Below are 18,002 nucleotides of genomic sequence, written 5' to 3' on the forward strand. Positions count from 1 at the left end.
GAAGCAGTCAGGGTCGGGTAGTTTACCTTAAAACACCAGCTCAACCTCTGCCAAGGCGGCTTCCGGCCCCACCAGAGCAATGGCCGGGGGGGTCAGGTAGGTCTTTGCAGCTTGGTGGAGCTGCTCTGGGGTGAGCTGCCTGACCCTCTGCAAATACTGCTGGTCAAACTCCATGCCCAAGCCCAAAATCTCGTACCAGCCCGCCAGTTGAGCCACCTGGGCATTGGTTTGTTTGCTGAGGGCATACTGGCCCAGAAGTTTGCGCTGCGCCATTTCCACCTCTGCCAGGTCGAGCGGATTGGCCTGCAGACGGTGGATTTCTGCTTGTAGGCGTTCCAGAGCCACCTGGGTGTTCTCTGCCGCAGTGCCCATGTAAACCCCAAAAGGGGCGGGATCCCGGCGGGTGGCAAAAAAAGCCGAGACCTCATAGGCCAGGCCACAGCGCTCCCGCAGTTCCACGAACAGACGGCTGGATAGACCGCTGCCCAAGTAGGTGGCCAACAGTTTCAGGGCCGGATAATCCGCAGAAGCAGCAGGGGATCCGCGAAACCCGATCAAGATCGTCGTCTGCTGAGTGGGCTGGGGCAACCTCAGCAGTTGGGGATCCCTCAGAGGGGGCAGGGGAACATCCCGATCCTCTGGAGAGGGGCCGGGAACAACCCAGTCTCCCAAAGCCGCTTCCACCTGGGCAGCCATTTGCTCCGGCGGCTCTGGGCCGATCACCACCATCACCATTCCATTGGGACGACAGTAGGCCGCGTGATAGGCCACCAAATCCTCGCGGGTCAGGGATCCCACCGTTTCCAGCCGTCCCAACCCCGGCAGAGCGTAGGGATGATCCCCATAGAGGGCTTGTTGCACCTGCTCGAAAGCCAAGCTGAAGGGCCGTTCCTGCTGGGCGCGAATGGCTTGCAGCATCAACCCCTGCTCTCGCGCCACCTCCTCTTCAGGAAAACTGGGATCCCGTAATATCTCCGCCAGCAAATCCAGCAGCTCCGGGAAATCGGCAGCCACACAGCGCAGGCTCACCTCGAAAGAGTCGGCAGAACTGTCCACCGATAGCGAGGCTCCCAGCGATTCCACCGCAGCAGCAATGGCCTGGGAGTTGCGCCGATGCGTGCCTTTGGTGAGGACAGCCGCCATCAAGTGGCTCACCCCCGCCTGTTGCGGCCGCTCTGCCCGGCTACCACCGCGGAAAAAACAGTGGGCAGCCAAGATCTCCACCGTTGGGTTCTGGCCCAGCAACAGCGTGATGCCATTGGCCAAAAGGACGCGCTGTAAACGGCCACGTTGGGTGGCAAGCAGAGCAGAGTTCATGCAGGCAAGGGATCCCGTCCAAAATCCGAAAATCAAGAGTCCGGAGCGCCAAGGCAGCGCTCACCGACAGGCCAGTTGCAGCTCCGAGGCCATTGCTGGATCGAGGGCAGTCGGCTTGAGAACGGTGACCACATAGGCCTCCAAAGACAAGTACTGCTGGGCCAACTCCCGGATCTGAGCCGGGGTAAAAGATTGCAACAGCTCCAGGTACTCTTGAATGCGCTGCACCCCGCCCAGCGTCTCGTAGTAGCCATAGATGCCCGCCAATTGACTGGGAGACTCGGCGGAGAACAGGAACTCATGGGTGAGCATACGCCGGGTGCGATCCAACTCCGCTTGGCCGATGCCATCCTGCTGCAGCTTTTCAATCTCGTGCAGAATCGTCGCCTCCACCCGCGCCACATCCTTCGGCTCCAGCTGAGCGCCGATACAAAACAGTCCCCCCTCCTTCAACACCAGCGAAGAACAGCCAATGGCCCTCACCCAGCCCCGCTGTTCCCGCAGCAGATGCACCAGCCGCGAAGTACGGCCATCTCCCAGCAGAGAAGCCAACATCTCCAGGCCACAGGCTTGTTGCCAATCGTCAATGCCAACGGTAGGCCAGGCCAATTTCAGACGGGCTTGCTCCAAGCGGGCATGGTCGCTCTCCCGGCGCAGGATCCCTTGGGGACGAGGCTGGGGCGGGATGGGGGGGCTGGCCGGTGCTGGCCCAGCAGCAGAGCTGCCAAACTGCTCCTCCACCAAGGCCAACGCCCGCTCGGGATCGATGCCACCCGTCACCACCACCGTCATGGATTCAGGCCGATACCAAGCGCGGTGGTAAGCGCGCATCACCTCAGGGGTCAGTTGCATCAAGCTTTCCGGTGTGCCCAACACCGGTCGTCCATAGGGATGCTCCCCATAGGCGGTCTGCATCAAAAGCTGATAGGCCGTGTAATCAGGGTTGTCGGCGGCGCGGCGAATTTCCTCCAGAACCACCTGCCGCTCCCGCTCAAACTCCAGATCTGGGATCCCGGCCCGCAAAACCACCTCTGCCAGGTAGGGCAGGGTATCCGCTAGGTCAGCAGCAGCCACCGTAATGTAGTAATGGGTGTAGTCTTGGCCGGTGGCAGCATTGGTAACTCCGCCCCGTCCTTCCACGGCCCAATCCAGCTCACCAGGAGCCAGCCGCTCGCTACCCTTAAACACCATGTGTTCCAAAAAATGGGATAGGCCCAGCCACTCCGGCGGCTCATGGCGTCCACCTGTCCGTACCCAGACATCAACGGTTACAGAATCGGCAATGGGGATGGGATGAACGATAACGCCTAGCCCGTTGCTCAGTCGGTGGGTGTAGGCGGGCAAGAGACGAGGAAAGCGGTTCAAAATTCTTAACTGATGGAGAACAGTCTTAATTGTAGATGGGGAAGGGCTCCGGGAAATAGTATCTGAGACTACTTTTCTTGGTCTTCTCTCCCCGGCTTGCGGAGGCAAAACGCTCCGCCCCTTTTGGGGAACCTTTTGTGGAAGAGGAAGAACCTAGGCGCCTTGGGCCGCCCCCTGTCCACCCATCTCCCCAACTAAGGCTCTTGATGGAAATCCGGGGATCCCTGCCAAGCCAGACTGGGGGATCCCTCTCCGGCCAGATTGTCCTCCACCTGAAATCCAGGGGGCCATTCTTCGCTATCGCGCACCCGCTGCACCACCTCTTGGGGCAGCACGACCCCCAACTGCCGGGCAGCCATGGCCACCACATCCCCCCGGTCGATCAAGCCAGCAATGGCGCCGGTGGGCGTGAAAACCAAAATGCGGCGCGGTTCCGCCTGGCGCATCATCTGAATCACCTGGGGAATGGGGGTCTCTTCTCGTACCCCCTGCAGTTGCTCCATCGGCTTGAGAATGGCTTTCAGGGTGAGGCGATCCCACTGGCTGCGCTCGATGTCGTTGAGCAATTCTGGCCTGACCAGCCCACGGTAGCGGCCATCTTCCTCAGCAAAATAAACGTCCACCGGTTGAGTTGGGGCTTCCGGCCTGAGAGAAGAAGGCACCAGATAGCGATCCACAAACTCCCGCAGGCTCATGTTCGCGTCCAAAACCCGAAACTGGCGGGTCATCACATCTGCAGCTTTCAGGCGGGCCAGCACCTGCTGCAGTTGCGCGTACTGGCTGTAGCGGCGGGCGGTGTTCAAAATAAACAGGCCGATCAACCCCACCCAGAGGCCGTTGAGGCTCCCCCAAAATACCACCAGCAGACCTAGCCCCACCAAACCCCAGCCCACCCCCTGGCCGGCTCGGGCCGCCCACAGCATACCCTTTTGCCGATCCCCTGTCCAACCCCAGATGGCCGCCTTGAGCATTTGCCCCCCATCCAGAGGCAGGCCCGGCAGCAGGTTAAACAGGGCAATCGTCAGGTTGATGGCAGCCAAGCTGGTGAGGGTTGAGGCCAGCATCGACTCCGGCACAGCCCAAGCCCGGGCCACGCTGAAGAAAACAAACAGACCCAAGCTGAGGAGAGGGCCTGCCACCGCCACGCAAAAAGCCCCAAGGGGGCGGGGAACTTCCCGCTCAATCGCCGCCATACCCCCAAAAATAAACAGGGTTATCGAGTTAACCCGTACCCCATAGGCGCGGGCCACCAAGCTGTGGGCCAACTCATGGGCCAGCAGAGAAAGAAACAACCCCATCGCCGTCAACACCCCGTAGGAGAGCACCAGCAGGAGGGCCGCCGGGAACCAGGTGTAGTCGATGAAAAAGGGGATCCCCCACAAGCTACCGATGCGCAGGCGACTGGTCATGACGATACAACTCCTTACACAGCTCTCACTGGGGAGAAGGCCCAGGAAGGTGCCGTTGAAGACGACAAGCAGCCCCTCAACTTGGGATCCCTCTCCTCCACTGTAGCCCTTCTGCCGGGCCTTCCGTTCCCTTGCGGCTCCCCCGGCAGACAGCGGGCCTGCCCTATCCCTAGAGGCTCTTAAAGATCTTCTCAGAGCACAACACTACCTACAACACCGGATCCCTGAAGATTGTGATAACGTGGTTGGGCATTGGGTCGGCGGGGTTGCCAACCGGCGCTCAAGAGTCGGAACTACCGAGCTTTGCAGAAGAGGTGTGGCTATGGTGTGGACTTCGTCCCACTCAGGCGAACAGAGCGAAGAAGTGCAGGGACTTGATCCCGCCCAGACGATGGGAGCCGCGCCTCCAGGCGAGTTTCCGGCCACAGCCCCGGCGGCCAGCCCGGTGTTCTACCGCACCTACAGCCGTCGCCGCCCGGATGGCAGCCGCGAGACCTGGGGCGAGGTTTGCGATCGCACCTTGGCCGACATCGCCCGGCTGGGGCGCTTCACCCCTCAGGAGCGGCAGTTGGTAGAACGTCTGCAGCGGCAGTTGAAGGCGTTGATCTCCGGTCGAGCCTTGTGGGTGATGGGCACCGACTGGATCCAGAAGCCGGAAAACTTCTCCGGTGCCTACAACTGCACCAGTTTGGCGGTGGTGGACTGGCGGGCCTTTGGCCTGATGATGGATCTGGCCATGATGGGCTGCGGCACGGGAGCGGTGCTGGAACCCCAGTTCATCCGCCAGTTGCCCCCCATTGTCAACCGCCTGCGGGTTCACGTGAAGGGATCCATCGGCACCACCCCTCCCGAAGAGCGGCAGGAGCACACCCGCATCCAACGGCAGGGATCCCAGGTGCACATCCAGGTGGGGGACAGCCGCCGCGGCTGGGTGGATTCGTACCAAGCGCTGCTGGAGCTGGCCTCGGATCCCGGCTTTGGCGGTCAGGTGGACGTGACGGTAGATCTGAGCGATATCCGCCCTGCCGGCGAGAGGCTGAAGGGATTTGGGGGCGTGGCCAACCCCATTAAGCTGCCCGGCTTGTACGAGCGCTGTGCCGCCATCCTCAACAGGGCAGTAGGGCGGCAGTTGAACTCCGTGGAATGCTGCCTGCTCATTGACGAGGCGGCGGTGGTGGTGGTGGCGGGAAACATTCGTCGTAGCGCTGGCATTCGTCAGTTTGCTGCCGACGACCAGCTGGGATCCACCGCCAAAGACAACTTGTGGCAGCAGGACGAAAACGGCAACTGGAGAATTGACCCCGAGCGAGATGCCCTGCGCATGGCCAACCACACGCGGGTGTTTCACCGCAAGCCAACGCGGGAAGAATGTGTTGAGGCCGTGCGCAAGCAGTTTTACTCCGGCGAGGGGGCCATCCAGTGGGCCGGGGAAGCCGTAGCACGGGCCAATTGCGACCTTATCCCACCCGACCTAAAACCCGACTTTCTCAAAGCCTATGAGGCAGGAACGGCCCGAGAATGGCTAAAGGGACGGGATCCCTCCCTAGGGGAAGAGGAACTTCAGGATCGCCTGTGGCGCTATGGGCTGAACCCCTGCGTGACAGCCGATACCTGGGTGCACACGGGCGATGGGCCGCGCCAGGTGAGAGACCTGATTGGGAAGCAGCACAGCACCTATGTCAATGGAGAACTATTCAGTACCACACCGGAGGGGTTCTTCTACTCCGGTACCAAGCCTGTGCTGAAGCTTTTGACCAAGGAAGGGTTCTCTCTGCGGCTGACAGGCAACCATCGGGTTCTCAAAGTCACCGCTCAAACCCAAAAGGCAGAATACACCGAGTGGGTACCGGCAGAAAGCCTACAACCGGGCGACCGCATCCTGCTGCACAACCATCGCGATCTCACCCCGTGGGATGGGGCGGGTACCTGGGAAGAAGGCTGGCTTTTGGGGAATTTGCTGGGTGACGGTAGCCTTACGGCAACCCCGTGGAACGACACGGCTTTATTACGCTATTGGCAAGATACCCAAGCCGAAATGAGCCAGTATGCGATTCAGCTTTTGCAAACGGCAGTGGGTTACGAGCCCCGCCAGCCAGAGGCATATCACTATGCGCAGCTTGGGTTGCGGGTTATCGGCTCCAGGGGGTTGGCAAAACTGGCGGCCCAGTTCGGCATGAGGCCCGGACAAAAGCAGATGACAGAGGCGCTCGAAGCCACCAGCTTCCAGTTTCATCGAGGCTTCTTGTGCGGGCTCTTTGATGCGGATGGCAGCGTGCAAGGTAATCAGGAGAAAGGGGTTAGCGTGCGGCTCTCTCAAAGCCATCTGGGTACCCTCAAAGCGGTTCAGCGCATGCTGGCGCGGCTGGGCATCATTGCAGTTTTGTATGAGAATCGCCGTCCTGCTGGATATCGCCTGCTGCCGAACAGTGCTCGCCAACCTGCACCATACGCTTGCAAAGCCCAGCACGAATTGGTTATTGCCAACGACAACTTGCATCTGTTCCAGGAATGGGTCGGCTTTCGGGAACCGCACAAAGCCCAAAAGCTAGAGGCACTGCTGAATGGCTACAAGCGCCAGCTCAACCGAGAGCGGTTTGCTGTGACGGTTGCTGCCCTTGAGGCAGACGGGGTAGAGCCGGTGTATGACTGTACTGTCCCCGGCCCAGCGTGCTTTGATGCCAATGGGTTTGTTGTCCACAACTGTGGCGAGATTATTGGCCACACATTCCATTGCAACTTGGCCGAGATCCACCTCAACCGTTTGGATCCCCACAACCGGCAGGAGCAGGAAGACGCCTTTACAGCGGGAGCTCTCACGGTGGCAGCCCTACTCCACCACCGCTTTGTGGAACCTCGCTTCCAGCGCTCGCGGGAATGGGATCCCATCGTCGGCGTCTCGTTCACAGGCCTGTTCGACTTTTGCGTCAAAGCCTTTGGGGTTGAATGGCTGCGCTGGTGGCAGGAAGGGAGACCCGATACCCCCATCGGGAAGGAATTCAAGCAGCAGGAGCGGGAATACCTCAGCCGCTGGAAGGAGATCGTCCACCGCGTGGTGTGGGACTACTGCGACCGCCACAGCCTGCGCCGCCCCAACCGCTGCACCACGGTTCAGCCCGCCGGCACCAAGTCGCTGCTCACCAACGCCTCTCCCGGCTGGCACCCGCCCAAAGCCCAACGCTACATCCGCCGCATCACCTTTGCCAAAAATGACCCGGTGGCGCTGGCCTGTCTGGACTATGGCTACTCGGTGGTACCTGCTCAGGCGGACAAAGATGAAAACGGGAACTTGCTCAACGACCCCTTTGATCCCCGCTGTACCGAATGGCTGGTGGAACTGCCTGTGGAAGTAGAATGGGCCAACCTGCCCGGTGCTGGCCAGATCGAGATCGAGCAATTCTCGGCCCTGGCCCAGTTTGACTTCTATATGCAGGTTCAGAAGTACTACACCACCCACAACACCTCCGCCACCATCGAGCTGCGGGAGGACGAGGTGGAAGCTCTGGGATCCCGTATCTACGAAGCCATCCGCGATGACGAGGGCTACATCAGCGCAGCGCTGCTGGCCCGCTTCGATGCGCCCTTCCCCCGCCTGCCTTTTGAGAAAATCGACAAGCCCACCTACGAACGACTGGTGGCCGAGGTCAAAAAGAGACGGCGGACAGATAACTTCTTCGCGGCCCTGGCCCGCTACGACCGCAACTTTACCTTGGCAGCAGAGGGACCGGCAGGGTGTGACGCTCTGGGGTGTCTGTTGCCAGATTCGGCGCCTCAGAGCTAGTTCCCCAAAAGGGTTCCCCCTGCTGCCGACCAACCCCATCGGATGCAAAGGCGCGACCGAGCTCCCTCCTGTGATACCTTTGTAGGGACTCCTCACAACCCCAGGGATCCCTTCTGCCCTTGGAATCGGCCCCATGCAAGACGAAAAAGACACGCTTCGCCAACAGCTTCTCACCCTGCAAAGCGAGGCCCTCGCCCAAGTGGAACAAGCTGACGGTCTGGAGGCTCTGGAACAGATCCGCATCGACTACCTGGGCAAGAAAGGTAAGCTCTCCAAAATCTTGGGGGGAATGGGGAAGCTGCCCCCAGAAGAACGGCCTGCCATTGGCGCTTTGGCCAACACCTTTAAAGAGGCCCTCCAATCCAGTCTGGAGCAGCGCAAACAGGCCCTTGGTGAAGCTCAACTGCTGGCCCGCCTAGAAGCAGAGCGCCTGGATGTCACTATGCCCGGGCCCCGTCGGCCTCTGGGGCGGATCCATCCGCTGCAGGCCACCATCGACCGCATGCTCGATATCTTTGTGGGAATGGGCTACACCGTGGTGCATGGGCCTGAGCTCGAGACGGAGTACTACAACTTCGAGGCCCTCAACACCCCTGCCGACCATCCGGCGCGGGATATGCAGGATACCCTCTACCTGGCCAATGGCTACCTGATGCGTACCCAAACCTCCTCGGTGCAGGTGCGCTACATGGAGCAACACCAGCCGCCGCTGCGCATTGTGCATGCCGGTCGGGTGATGCGCCGCGATACCGTGGATGCCACCCACTCCGCTGTGTTTCACCAGATGGAAATTTTGGCGGTGGGCGAGAACCTCACCTTTTCCGACCTGAAGGGCACCCTCAACACTTTCATCACCCGCCTATTGGGCAAGCGAGAAACCCGCTTTCGGCCCAGCTATTTTCCCTTTACCGAGCCTTCTGCTGAGATGGACGTGCGCTTTGGCTCGAAATGGCTGGAAATCTTCGGCTGCGGCATGGTGGATCCCAATGTATTTCAAGCGGTGGGCTACGACCCGGAGCGCTACACCGGATTTGCGGCAGGGATCGGCATTGAGCGGATGGCCATGCTCCTCCACGGCATTCAGGATATCCGCCTGTTTTATACCAGCGACCTGCGCTTTCTGTCTCAGTTTTAGGTGGCTATTGGGGGACGAAACCCTCACCCTCAGCCGTGCCAGACCTTCGAAAAAACCTCTGTCAGGAAAAGGTTTGCTTGTAGATCAACTGCAATTGTTCTAGCTCATCTTGGCGGGCAGCACGGCGCAGCAGGCGCATTTGCTCTTCGATGAGCTGGCGAGCCTCATTACGGCTAATCGGATCGAAGACCAACTCCTCCATGGCAGCAGGATCCCCGCTGTTATCCGGCGGCCTGAAGTAAACCCGAAAAAAGAGCCTTTGGGCGTAGAGAGTGGTGAAGAGAGCCTGATTTTCGTCGACCTGACACAGGCTGTAGAGCAGACCAAATGTGGGGTGATTCAGATACAACTCATTCATGCCCAATAGCGTATCACTCTTGGGGGAGAGGAGAGACTTTTCTTCCCGGTCGGTGCCAGAGAAAGTTCTGGAAATGATGTGGCTATGGCTCTTGAGACCAAGGGCTTAAATCACAAGTTCCGCCCAGCTCGATTTTGGCTGTTGCGACTGGATTCAACATTAGCAAACTAACAAGATTTTGGGTCAGGCTGTTACCGCCGCTGCTGTTCCCGCACCTTCCTCTTCGTGTCATTCAATTCGTTTTCCACCTCTAGCTGACGAAATTGCTCTTCCAATTCATCCCAAGCCTCGAAAGGTTTTCCCCAAGGGCTGAAATTCCGGTCCGGGTTGTCGATGCCTTTGGCTTGCGCGGCTCTTACCTCCTGCAGCTTAGCCTTCACTTCTTGGCGGCGCTGGCGAATCTGCGGCAGCAGGGCTTCCATTTGTTGGATTTTCTCCTTTTGGGCTTTCATTTGACCCCATAGCTGGCTGCCCCTCTCCAACAGCTCAGCCTCCCGGCGTCGCGCTCCTTCGGCCAGATCGGGACGATTGGCCCGCTGCGCCTTCTCAATGCGAAAGTGCCAGGTTTTAATCTCCTCGGCTAAGTTGAGAATGCTTTTTTGGAGAGCCTCCTCTTGGACGCGGCTTTCCTGCAACAGCTGCAGGGTATCCGATTCCTGCTGGCGCAACTGCTCATCGAGGGCTTGCAGCTCGATCTCGGGGTGGGCCCTGAGAAATTCTTCCAGGCGGGTTTCCAAAAATCGGATGATATCTTCGATCAGTTTCATCGATGGATCCTTTTCCCAAGCCCTCAGTTGCGTTTAGAGTAGCCTAAGCCGGGCCGTCCTAGATAGGGTCGTTTGAGACATTCCCTTTGACCTTCACCCAAAGTGAGGCCAGGGATCCATCCGGCACGCCAGTTCACTGCAACTGGGAACTCTCCTGAACCCAACTGCCCCCAGGCGGATCCCTGTCTTCCTCAATCCAGCAAACGGCCATCCCCAACCCGGATAATGCGCTGGGCGGCCTGGGCTACTTCAAGGTCATGGGTGACCACGACCAGGGTGATGCCCTGCCGGTGGAGCTCCGCAAAAAGGTTCAGCACTTCCTGGCCGGTATGGCTATCCAGAGCCCCAGTCGGCTCATCAGCCAGCAACAGTTGGGGTCGGTTGACAATGGCACGAGCAATCGCCACCCGCTGCTGCTGGCCGCCGGAGAGTTGGGCCGGACGCTGCTGCAGTTTGCTCCCCAAGCCCACTTGTTCTAGGGCTTGCTTGGCCCGCCGGCGTTGCTCCGGCTCCGGGATCCCAGCATAGGCCAAGGGCAGCATGACGTTCTCCAGCGCTGTCAGGACGGGCAGGAGATGGAACTGCTGGAAGACAAAGCCGATTTTTTGGTTGCGAATGTGGGCCAAATCGCGATCGGTCAGGGTGGAAACTTCCACCCCATCCAGCCAGTAGCGCCCTGAGCTGGGCCGATCCAAGCAGCCGATGAGGTTCATCAGGGTGGATTTGCCGGATCCAGAGGGCCCCATAATGGCGCAATACTCTCCCGGCTGGATCGCCAAGTCGATATCGTAGAGGGCCTGAAAACTGCCCTCCGGCAGTGGATAGACTTTGTTCACCCCAACCATCTGCACTACGGGCGGGCTGGCCGCAGCCAAGGCCTCGGCTGGGCGCTCCAGGGATCCGACCGGCCCACGGCGATGATTTGCCCAGGAATCTTGCTCAAGCATGGTTGGCACCGCGACTTGCCCCATTCTAGCCTTTGGGCTTCCCTGGCTTGACGGCTAACCGGAAGAGCGGATCTCCTGCGGCTGATGGTAGGGGCAGCTCCCCTGGGGATCCACCCTGAGGCGGTAGAGGGGAGAGCGTTCCTGATCGCAGCGAAAGGCTTGGGCTTGGGAAGTCAAGATCTGGCGGGCAAAGCGACAATTTTGGCACTTTTTGCCACCGTGATGACTGGATACAGAAGGCTGTTTTGGACGCGGCACGATCCCTGCTGGAGAAGGGGCAGCCTCTGCCGGGCGGATCAGCTCCCGTGGAGAAAGGCCGCGCAGCACCAGTTCGGATCCCTGCCAGCGGGCTTCCACCAGGCCGGTATCGGCCCAGGCCAGCCAACGGGGATCCTGGGTGATCTGGGGCGGCAGACGCACCTGTACCCCCGCCAAAGTCCGCGGCGACCCCTGCTCCTGCCAAACTTCTTCCACCTCCCCCTCATAGCGCAAAGGGGGATCCCTGATCTCGGCGGGGGAACCGGCCTTCAGCTCCGCGAGCCTAACTGGGGTTTGTAGGTGCCCATCGGGCAACTCCAGCCAATGCCCAGGCTGAGGGCAGTGGACATGGTAGCGATTGCACAGCTCCGGCAGATCCGCCAGATCCTGAGCCTGCTTGGGGTCGGCGTGAACCAAGACCAAATGCTGGGGGCGAAAGGTGTGGATGATCTGGGTGAGATGCCCGACATCGTTGTGGCTGTGCCAGGTTATCCATTCAACGGCAATGCGGGAGCGCAGCGGCGCCGGCCAACGCTCAAATGGGGTGGCCAGTTCCACCTCTGGCAGCCGCACCAGCAGACAGGAGCGCTGCGGTTGGGCCAACAACCTCGACCAGATGGGATCCCAAGCCTCAGGCCCGGCATCGGCGTCGCACAGCAGCAAGCCCTGGGGCAGAGGATCCGCTTCGGTAAGGGGCTGAACCCGCGGCTGCAGGCGGTCTTCCCAGAACAAGGGCTGGTAGGTGGCGAAATTGCGCACCGGCTCCGGCAGGTAGGTGAGCAAGCGCTCGTAGAGATTGCAGCCTGCCGCCAGCCCCGGCGCCACCCATATCTTGAGCTCTTGGGGGGCTTGGGTAAAGCGGTGGTGGGCTTTGAGGAGAAAGATCAGCTCCTGCCCCAACCCCAACACTGGCAGGGGGAACAGCACCGTTTGCCCCGCTTCCAAGGCGCTGAGCAACCGCTCCACCAGGCGATTTTCCAGGTGACGACGGGGTGGATGGCGGGTGGATCCCAGCGAAGCCTCGATGAGCAACACGTCCGGCTGCCAGTGGCGCAAAGCAATGAGATCCAAGCCGGGGGCAAAGCGAGTTGAGGCCAGGGAACAGTCGCCCGTGTACACACAGGCTTGGGCCGGAGTGGTTTGGGTATTTTGCAGCAGGGTTGCCGCCGCTCCCGGCAGATGCCCAGCCGCAAAGAAAGTGAGCATCAGATGGGGCAAAATCTCTCGCGCCCGGCCCAAAGGCAGCGCCCGAAAGGGGGGAAAGCGAATGTCCCGGTCGTAGCCTGGCCAAACGCCACACTCCCACAGACCAGCGGCCAAATGAGCAGTCACCGGCGTGGCGTAGAGAGGTACCTGAGGGTAACGACGATGAAAAGCAGGTAGCCCTTGCACATGGTCAAAGTGAGCATGGCTGCAGATTACCGCATCCGGGATCCCTGGCAGAGCCTTAAAGAGGGCAGGAGCGGGCAACCCGCAATCGAGAAGCAAACGGTGGAATCCGATCTCCAGCCAATAGGCACAGCCCTGCTGCCAGGGATCCGTACCCAGGGGGAGCAGTCGAAGGGGGGGTCTCTCTGACTCCACAGGTGTGTCGTTCTGAACCTAGAAGACCGCGTTCAATCCTGCAAACAGGAGGGGCGACTTGGCCAGGGATCCCCCCTCTCCACCGGTACACCTCCCCGGAGAGTTGGAGACAACCTGTGCCGATCCACTTATCCTACACTTCTCACAGCATAGCGTTTGCCCACCATCTGCCGCGGCAGCCTGCCATTTCATCCATGCAGCAGCTGAATGGATGTGGGGATTTGGTTTTGCGATGAACTTGTCTTGGCTTGGCAGCCTATGGGTCGGCGCTCTCTTCTGTCGCCGCAGCGGCGCTGCTGCTGGGAAAAGCAAAGCCGGCAAAATCGTGATCGTCGGGGCGCACCGTCAGGATCATCAGGTTGTAGAAGGCCCAGACCAAGCCAAACAGCAGCTCAGGCCAAGAGGGATCCCAACTGCCGGCAAAACGCAGGGATCCCACCCCCATAGCCAGAAAAGTCAGCACAATAGCCAGAGCCTGAGGTCCTAAGGAGAGCTGGGAAGGCTGCTCGGGATAGGGGGGCACTCCCTGCAGACTTTGCACCAGCGCCTGGATGGACTGAAAAAACTGGCTGCCCGTCTGCCGTTCCGACTGCCAAGCTGCCCCCCACAGATGGGGGGGAAAGGCCAAGAGCCAACTGATGCGCCCCAGGAGAGCATAAGGCAAAAACCACGCGAAGAAGACCCGGTTGAAGGCCGGCACCGGCATCCACCCTGTGCAGAGAAAGACCATCGGCACCGCCAAGTAGACCAGCTCCGCCATCCCACCGGCAGCCCAGAGGGCCAGCCACAGGTATTGAAAGCGCTGCTGCTGTGTGGTCGGCTTGCCCCAGAAGGGATTTTCCCTCAAGGCCGAAAACAAAGCCAGCAAAGCAACGCGGCGGTTGCGCAAGGGCAACAAAACACCCGTAACCTGGGTTTGGCGAACCAATTGAGACTGCCAGCCGCGGCAGTGCATCTGACACCCCAACTGCACAGGGCGACGAATGTCGATCCGCGGGATCCCTTCCAAAGCCTTGCGCCGGATGAGACAGCCAGAACCCAACAGGGGTGCCGCCTGATACCCTTCGGATCCCACCGCCAAAAGCTGTTGCAGGGGGTGAACGGCTCTGGGCTGGCCTAGGGTGCGCAGCATCGCCTGCACAAACCCGATACGATTGGCGATGGGAGCCCGCTCCGGCGAGTCGTAAAAGCGGGGCAAGGTCTGCCACAGGAAGTCCGGCTCGAGAAAATGGCCCGGCTGCACCAGGAGCAGATACTCCCCTTGGATATGAGGGGATCCCATCGCGTAAGCCAGGGGGTCGGCTGTGGGGCTAGGGCAGGCCCAGTATTCGCAGGGAATGGCCCGGGCCGCCTTGGCCATCTCCTCATCCTCTACCCGATCCACAATGTGGACAAACAACCGCTCCCAAGGGTAGTCGAGGTGCAGAGCCGAAAGCACTGTTTGCCGGGTTGCCTCCAGAGAATCCCACTGGCGCAGCACCAGTACATCCACCCGCGGCAATTGGAAAAACGACCGCCGCAGGACCTCTGGGGATGGGATCGTCTCTCTCGGCACTTGGGGATAGCGGCTGAGGGTAAAGCCCACCGCCGCCAGCCAAACATACAGCTCTGCCCCCCAAAACAAAAGGGATCCCAAATCCATCAACCCGGCTGTCAGTCGCCAGTAGAGGTACATCACCCCGGCAATGAGGTGAAGCAACCCTGCCCAGCGGAACAAATACACCCGCATCAGCTTTCTGCCTTCCACGCTTTTGCCATTTTCGCCCTCGAAGGGGCAGGGATCTCTAGCTCCTCTCCTCTTCCGGCTGGCCCCAATCCTCCGGCTGGCCCCAATCCTCAAGAACGAAAAAAGTTCAGGAATCAGCAACAGCAAAACCCTGTCTGCTCTGGAGCAGACAGTTTTCAGCCCGGCAAGCAGCTTGGTCGACAGAAGCGAGAATCTTCTCTTGCGGAAGAAACTCTCCCAGGCAGTTTCAAAGCTGGGCCTTTCCCTACTGGGCAGCCACCTCAGCTGGGTAGACACTCACCTTTTGCCGCCACTTGCCATAGCGCTCAAAAGTCACAATGCCGGTGACCACAGAATACAAGGTGTCGTCGCCGCCGATGCGCACGTTCACCCCTGGGTGAAACTTGGTGCCCCGCTGCCTGACCAGAATGTGGCCGGGATGCACCAGCTCGCCCCCATAGCGCTTCACCCCCAGCCGCTTGGCATTGGAATCTCGACCGTTGCGAGTGCTGCCCGTTCCCTTCTTATGAGCCATAACGCCTCCTATGCAACTGCGTGATCAACAGAAACGAGATAAAAAAATCGGGATTCAGGACACCTGAGTTCAGAGTTTATTCCTCATCCACAGGGATCCCTGTCGCCGCTGCCGAAGGGGCTGCCTCTGGGTTAGACTCTGGAGCCGCTTCCGTACGGGATGGTGCCGTGGCTAGGGGCACCCCATTGAGTTCAATAGACTCGATCAGCAGACGGGTCAGCGGTTGCCGATGACCCCTCTTTTTGCGGGTCTTTTTCTTTGGCCTCATCTTGTAGACGATGATTTTATCGCCGCGCCGATGCTGTAAAACCCGTGCCCTGACGACCGCCTCTGAAACGTAGGGATGCCCCAACGTGATTTGTCCCTCGTGGTTGATCAACAGCACACGAGACAAATCGAAGGGGCTGTTCTCCTCCACTTCCGCCAGGCGATCAACTTCGTAAAAACGCCCCGGCTCCACCCAAAGCTGCTTACCGCCGGTTTCCACAATTGCGTAAGTCATCTTTCTCCCTGCCGTACAGGTGCCCTGCGGGGGTCTTGAAACCTGATCCGAGCATTGACAGCGATCTTAGATCGTAGCCGAAAAAGCCGCCGTCCGTCAGCTGGGTTTGGTCGAGGACTGGCTTGCAACAGTTCCGGTCGAGCAGTGGGACGGACTCCCCAAGCACCTCATGCTGTTGCCCCCCAGCCCCTTTCCCAGAGGAAGAGGGGAGTTGGGAAGCAGTTGGGAAGCAAATGTGCAGCATCTGAGGCGACCGCAGGCCAGAGGTTGCAGAGTCATTCTTTGCTATTCGGTCAGCTTCTCCCAAGCAGCCTGAAGGGCAGCCTGCATGCGCTGAGCGGCGCGGCTGAGGCGATGTTGCCAGGTTTCCCACTTGTGTTGCAGAAACTCTGCCGCCTCGTCCAGTAGGGAGAGATCGAACTTGCCCCCTTTGGCCAGCTCGTCCCGCACTTGCTTGACCTTGACGCGCACTACCTCGGGCGGATCCTGCGGGCTGACTAGGGCTTTGAGGCGATCCCCCATGCGCTGGATAAGCTGTTTCACCTGCCGAGATTTTTCGCTCCAAAAGTTCTTTAAGCCTTCCGCTTCCGATTTCAGCCGTTGCGGAGCATCCTCCTTAACCACCACCGCGTCCACATCAATGGCTTCCACGTCCTCAGGCAGGAGAACGGCGCGCCCCCCCCAAGGCTCGGCAATGCTGCCACCCAGAATATAAGCGGCAATCGCTCCAGTCTCCCAGTCAAAGAGAAAATCCTCAATCCAGCCGACCTCTCGATTCCCAATGCGCACTGTGCGGCGGTAAAGAGAGCTGATGGGGGTTAGGGGGGTAGCAAAAACGGTAGAGTAGGTCAGCAGCGCGTCTGGCCCGATGAGAGAAATCTGCTCCAGGGGGGTGTACCCCTGCTGGCTGGTGAAGTAGCATACCCGCCCTGTTGGGTCAACCCAGATTTCTTCTACGGTACCCAATGCGGTAGCAGTGCTGCCATCGAGGGCCAGCAGGCCCACCACCTGGCTACGTCGGATGATCTGTTCCATAGGGTTCATCGAGTTATCTCCTTGATGGGTTAGCTGGGCAGCCTCAAAATCCGCGGTAGTGGCGCAGTTGCCCCCTGAGCCGGGCAATTTCCTGAGCCATGTCCAAGACCATCGCTGCCCCCGTCCAGTTAAGCCCCAAGTCTCGGTGTAGGCGGCTCATTTGCAACAACCGCCTGAGCTGTTGGGGGGTCAGGTAGCTGCTCTCGGCCTCCACTAAGCCCTGAGCCAGCAGCCATTCCAGCAGGTGGGGAGGGATCCCCAGCAGTTCCGTGGCCTGCTCAAAGGTATAGAGCCGTTCTTCCACCCGCACAATGGCCAAACTCATAGACTCACCTCCTGCAAGTGGGCGCGGGGATCCCAGCTACGGCTTTGGCGCAGCTTTTCGTAGAGATCCCGCTCGGTCTGGGAAAGGGATTTGGGTGCCACCACCTTCAGCCGCACCAGCAGGTCGCTCCGATGGCCTTGGGGATCCCGCCAGCCTTGGCCGCGCAGCCGCAGGGTTTGGCCGCTGTCTACCCCGGCAGGGATCCTCAGTTGCACGCGACCCGTAGGGGTGGGAACTTCCGCCGTCCCTCCCAAAGCCGCCTCGTCAGGAGTAATGGGCAGCTCGCAGAGCAGGTTGTCTCCGTCAAAGCGGAAGAAGGGATGGGGGGGCAGCTCCAAAGTGAGGTAGAGATCCCCTCTTGGCCCGCCAAAGGGGCTGACCTGGCCTTTGCCCTTGACGCGGATGCGACTGCCCGGCTTAGCGCCGGGGGGAATGCGGATGGTTAGCGTTTCTCCATCTAGGTTCAGCCGTTTCTGGGTGCCGTGGAAAGCTTCTGCCCAACTGAGACCCAGGGTGCCCTCCACATCCTGCCCCGGCAAATCCACCGAAACAAACGGCCCAAAGCCGCCGGCGAAGCCCTGGAACCCGCTGCGGCGGGAGCCCATACGGCCCAGCAGCTCGTTGATAAACTCCTCGAAGCTGGCGTATTGGGCGAAGCCCTCCATGCCCGGCATTCCAGCAGCAGAACCAGTACCCACCCGCTGCCAGTACTGCCCAAACTGGTCGTAGCGCCGCCGCTTCTCTGGATCAGAGAGCACCTCGTAGGCTTCGTTGATCTCCTTAAAGCGCTCCTCTGCCGCCTTATTCCCAGGGTTGACATCGGGGTGATACTGGCGGGCCAACTTGCGATAGACGCGCTTGATTTCCTCGGCAGAGGCATCTCTGCTGACGCCCAGGATCTTGTAGTAATCCTTGAAGTCACTCGCAGCCATAGGCTCACCCCTGCAAGGTTAGGTTAGAG

The 18,002-nt window shown here is 60.0% G+C and carries 15 protein-coding genes; 2 read left to right on the forward strand and 13 right to left on the reverse strand.

Annotated features, from left to right (window positions below; translation table 11 throughout):
* Positions 1 to 27: 27 nt before the first annotated feature.
* The 3 genes from NW818_RS07525 to NW818_RS07535 all read right to left on the reverse strand — a co-directional run bounded on the left by NW818_RS07525 (position 28) and on the right by NW818_RS07535 (position 4,091).
* Positions 28 to 1,317, reverse strand: a complete 1,290-nt coding sequence (locus NW818_RS07525) for a M16 family metallopeptidase (protein WP_414424218.1) — start codon at positions 1,315 to 1,317, stop codon at positions 28 to 30.
* Positions 1,318 to 1,377: 60 nt separating this feature from the next.
* The gene (locus NW818_RS07530) at positions 1,378 to 2,682 is read right to left on the reverse strand and encodes a M16 family metallopeptidase (RefSeq protein ID WP_414424219.1); all 1,305 of its coding nucleotides are present in this window, start codon (positions 2,680 to 2,682) and stop codon (positions 1,378 to 1,380) included.
* Between the two features lie 194 nt (positions 2,683 to 2,876).
* The gene (locus NW818_RS07535; RefSeq protein WP_414424220.1) at positions 2,877 to 4,091 is read right to left on the reverse strand and encodes a site-2 protease family protein; all 1,215 of its coding nucleotides are present in this window, start codon (positions 4,089 to 4,091) and stop codon (positions 2,877 to 2,879) included.
* Between the two features lie 391 nt (positions 4,092 to 4,482).
* Here NW818_RS07535 and nrdJ point away from each other — a divergent pair, with 391 nt between their 5' ends.
* Together nrdJ and pheS are read left to right on the forward strand one after the other, a co-directional pair.
* Positions 4,483 to 7,869, forward strand: a complete 3,387-nt coding sequence (gene nrdJ, locus NW818_RS07540; protein WP_414424235.1) for a ribonucleoside-triphosphate reductase, adenosylcobalamin-dependent — start codon at positions 4,483 to 4,485, stop codon at positions 7,867 to 7,869.
* A gap of 133 nt (positions 7,870 to 8,002) precedes the next feature.
* Positions 8,003 to 9,004, forward strand: coding sequence for a phenylalanine--tRNA ligase subunit alpha (gene pheS / locus NW818_RS07545; protein WP_011432376.1), 1,002 nt, complete (start codon positions 8,003 to 8,005; stop codon positions 9,002 to 9,004).
* A gap of 61 nt (positions 9,005 to 9,065) precedes the next feature.
* Here the strand turns inward: pheS and NW818_RS07550 are convergent, their stop codons facing one another.
* From NW818_RS07550 to NW818_RS07595, 10 genes are all read right to left on the reverse strand, one after another.
* Positions 9,066 to 9,362, reverse strand: a complete 297-nt coding sequence (locus NW818_RS07550; RefSeq protein ID WP_011432377.1) for a PipX family protein — start codon at positions 9,360 to 9,362, stop codon at positions 9,066 to 9,068.
* Between the two features lie 191 nt (positions 9,363 to 9,553).
* The gene (locus tag NW818_RS07555; RefSeq protein WP_414329872.1) at positions 9,554 to 10,129 is read right to left on the reverse strand and encodes a TIGR04376 family protein; all 576 of its coding nucleotides are present in this window, start codon (positions 10,127 to 10,129) and stop codon (positions 9,554 to 9,556) included.
* A gap of 191 nt (positions 10,130 to 10,320) precedes the next feature.
* Entirely contained in the window at positions 10,321 to 11,076 is a 756-nt protein-coding gene (locus tag NW818_RS07560; RefSeq protein ID WP_011432379.1) for an ABC transporter ATP-binding protein, read from the reverse strand.
* A gap of 54 nt (positions 11,077 to 11,130) precedes the next feature.
* Complete coding sequence (locus NW818_RS07565) at positions 11,131 to 12,918, reverse strand: MBL fold metallo-hydrolase (protein ID WP_414424221.1); 1,788 nt, start codon at positions 12,916 to 12,918, stop codon at positions 11,131 to 11,133.
* A gap of 256 nt (positions 12,919 to 13,174) precedes the next feature.
* Positions 13,175 to 14,665, reverse strand: a complete 1,491-nt coding sequence (locus tag NW818_RS07570) for a cellulose synthase (RefSeq protein ID WP_414424222.1) — start codon at positions 14,663 to 14,665, stop codon at positions 13,175 to 13,177.
* Positions 14,666 to 14,909: 244 nt separating this feature from the next.
* The gene (gene rpmA / locus NW818_RS07575) at positions 14,910 to 15,179 is read right to left on the reverse strand and encodes a 50S ribosomal protein L27 (protein WP_011432382.1); all 270 of its coding nucleotides are present in this window, start codon (positions 15,177 to 15,179) and stop codon (positions 14,910 to 14,912) included.
* Positions 15,180 to 15,255: 76 nt separating this feature from the next.
* On the reverse strand, positions 15,256 to 15,681 hold the full coding sequence (gene rplU / locus NW818_RS07580) for a 50S ribosomal protein L21 (protein ID WP_414398774.1): 426 nt from the start codon (positions 15,679 to 15,681) through the stop codon (positions 15,256 to 15,258).
* A 285-nt stretch (positions 15,682 to 15,966) separates the two neighbouring features.
* Positions 15,967 to 16,725, reverse strand: a complete 759-nt coding sequence (locus tag NW818_RS07585) for a photosystem reaction center subunit H (protein ID WP_414424223.1) — start codon at positions 16,723 to 16,725, stop codon at positions 15,967 to 15,969.
* 34 nt (positions 16,726 to 16,759) lie between these two features.
* Positions 16,760 to 17,041, reverse strand: a complete 282-nt coding sequence (locus tag NW818_RS07590; RefSeq protein WP_011432385.1) for a chaperone modulator CbpM — start codon at positions 17,039 to 17,041, stop codon at positions 16,760 to 16,762.
* Positions 17,038 to 17,973, reverse strand: coding sequence for a DnaJ C-terminal domain-containing protein (locus NW818_RS07595; RefSeq protein WP_414399984.1), 936 nt, complete (start codon positions 17,971 to 17,973; stop codon positions 17,038 to 17,040). Before NW818_RS07595 ends, NW818_RS07590 begins: the two co-directional genes overlap by 4 nt.
* Positions 17,974 to 18,002: the final 29 nt, after the last annotated feature.

This window comes from Synechococcus sp. R6-5 (assembly GCF_047461775.1).
Lineage (GTDB): Bacteria > Cyanobacteriota > Cyanobacteriia > Thermostichales > Thermostichaceae > Thermostichus.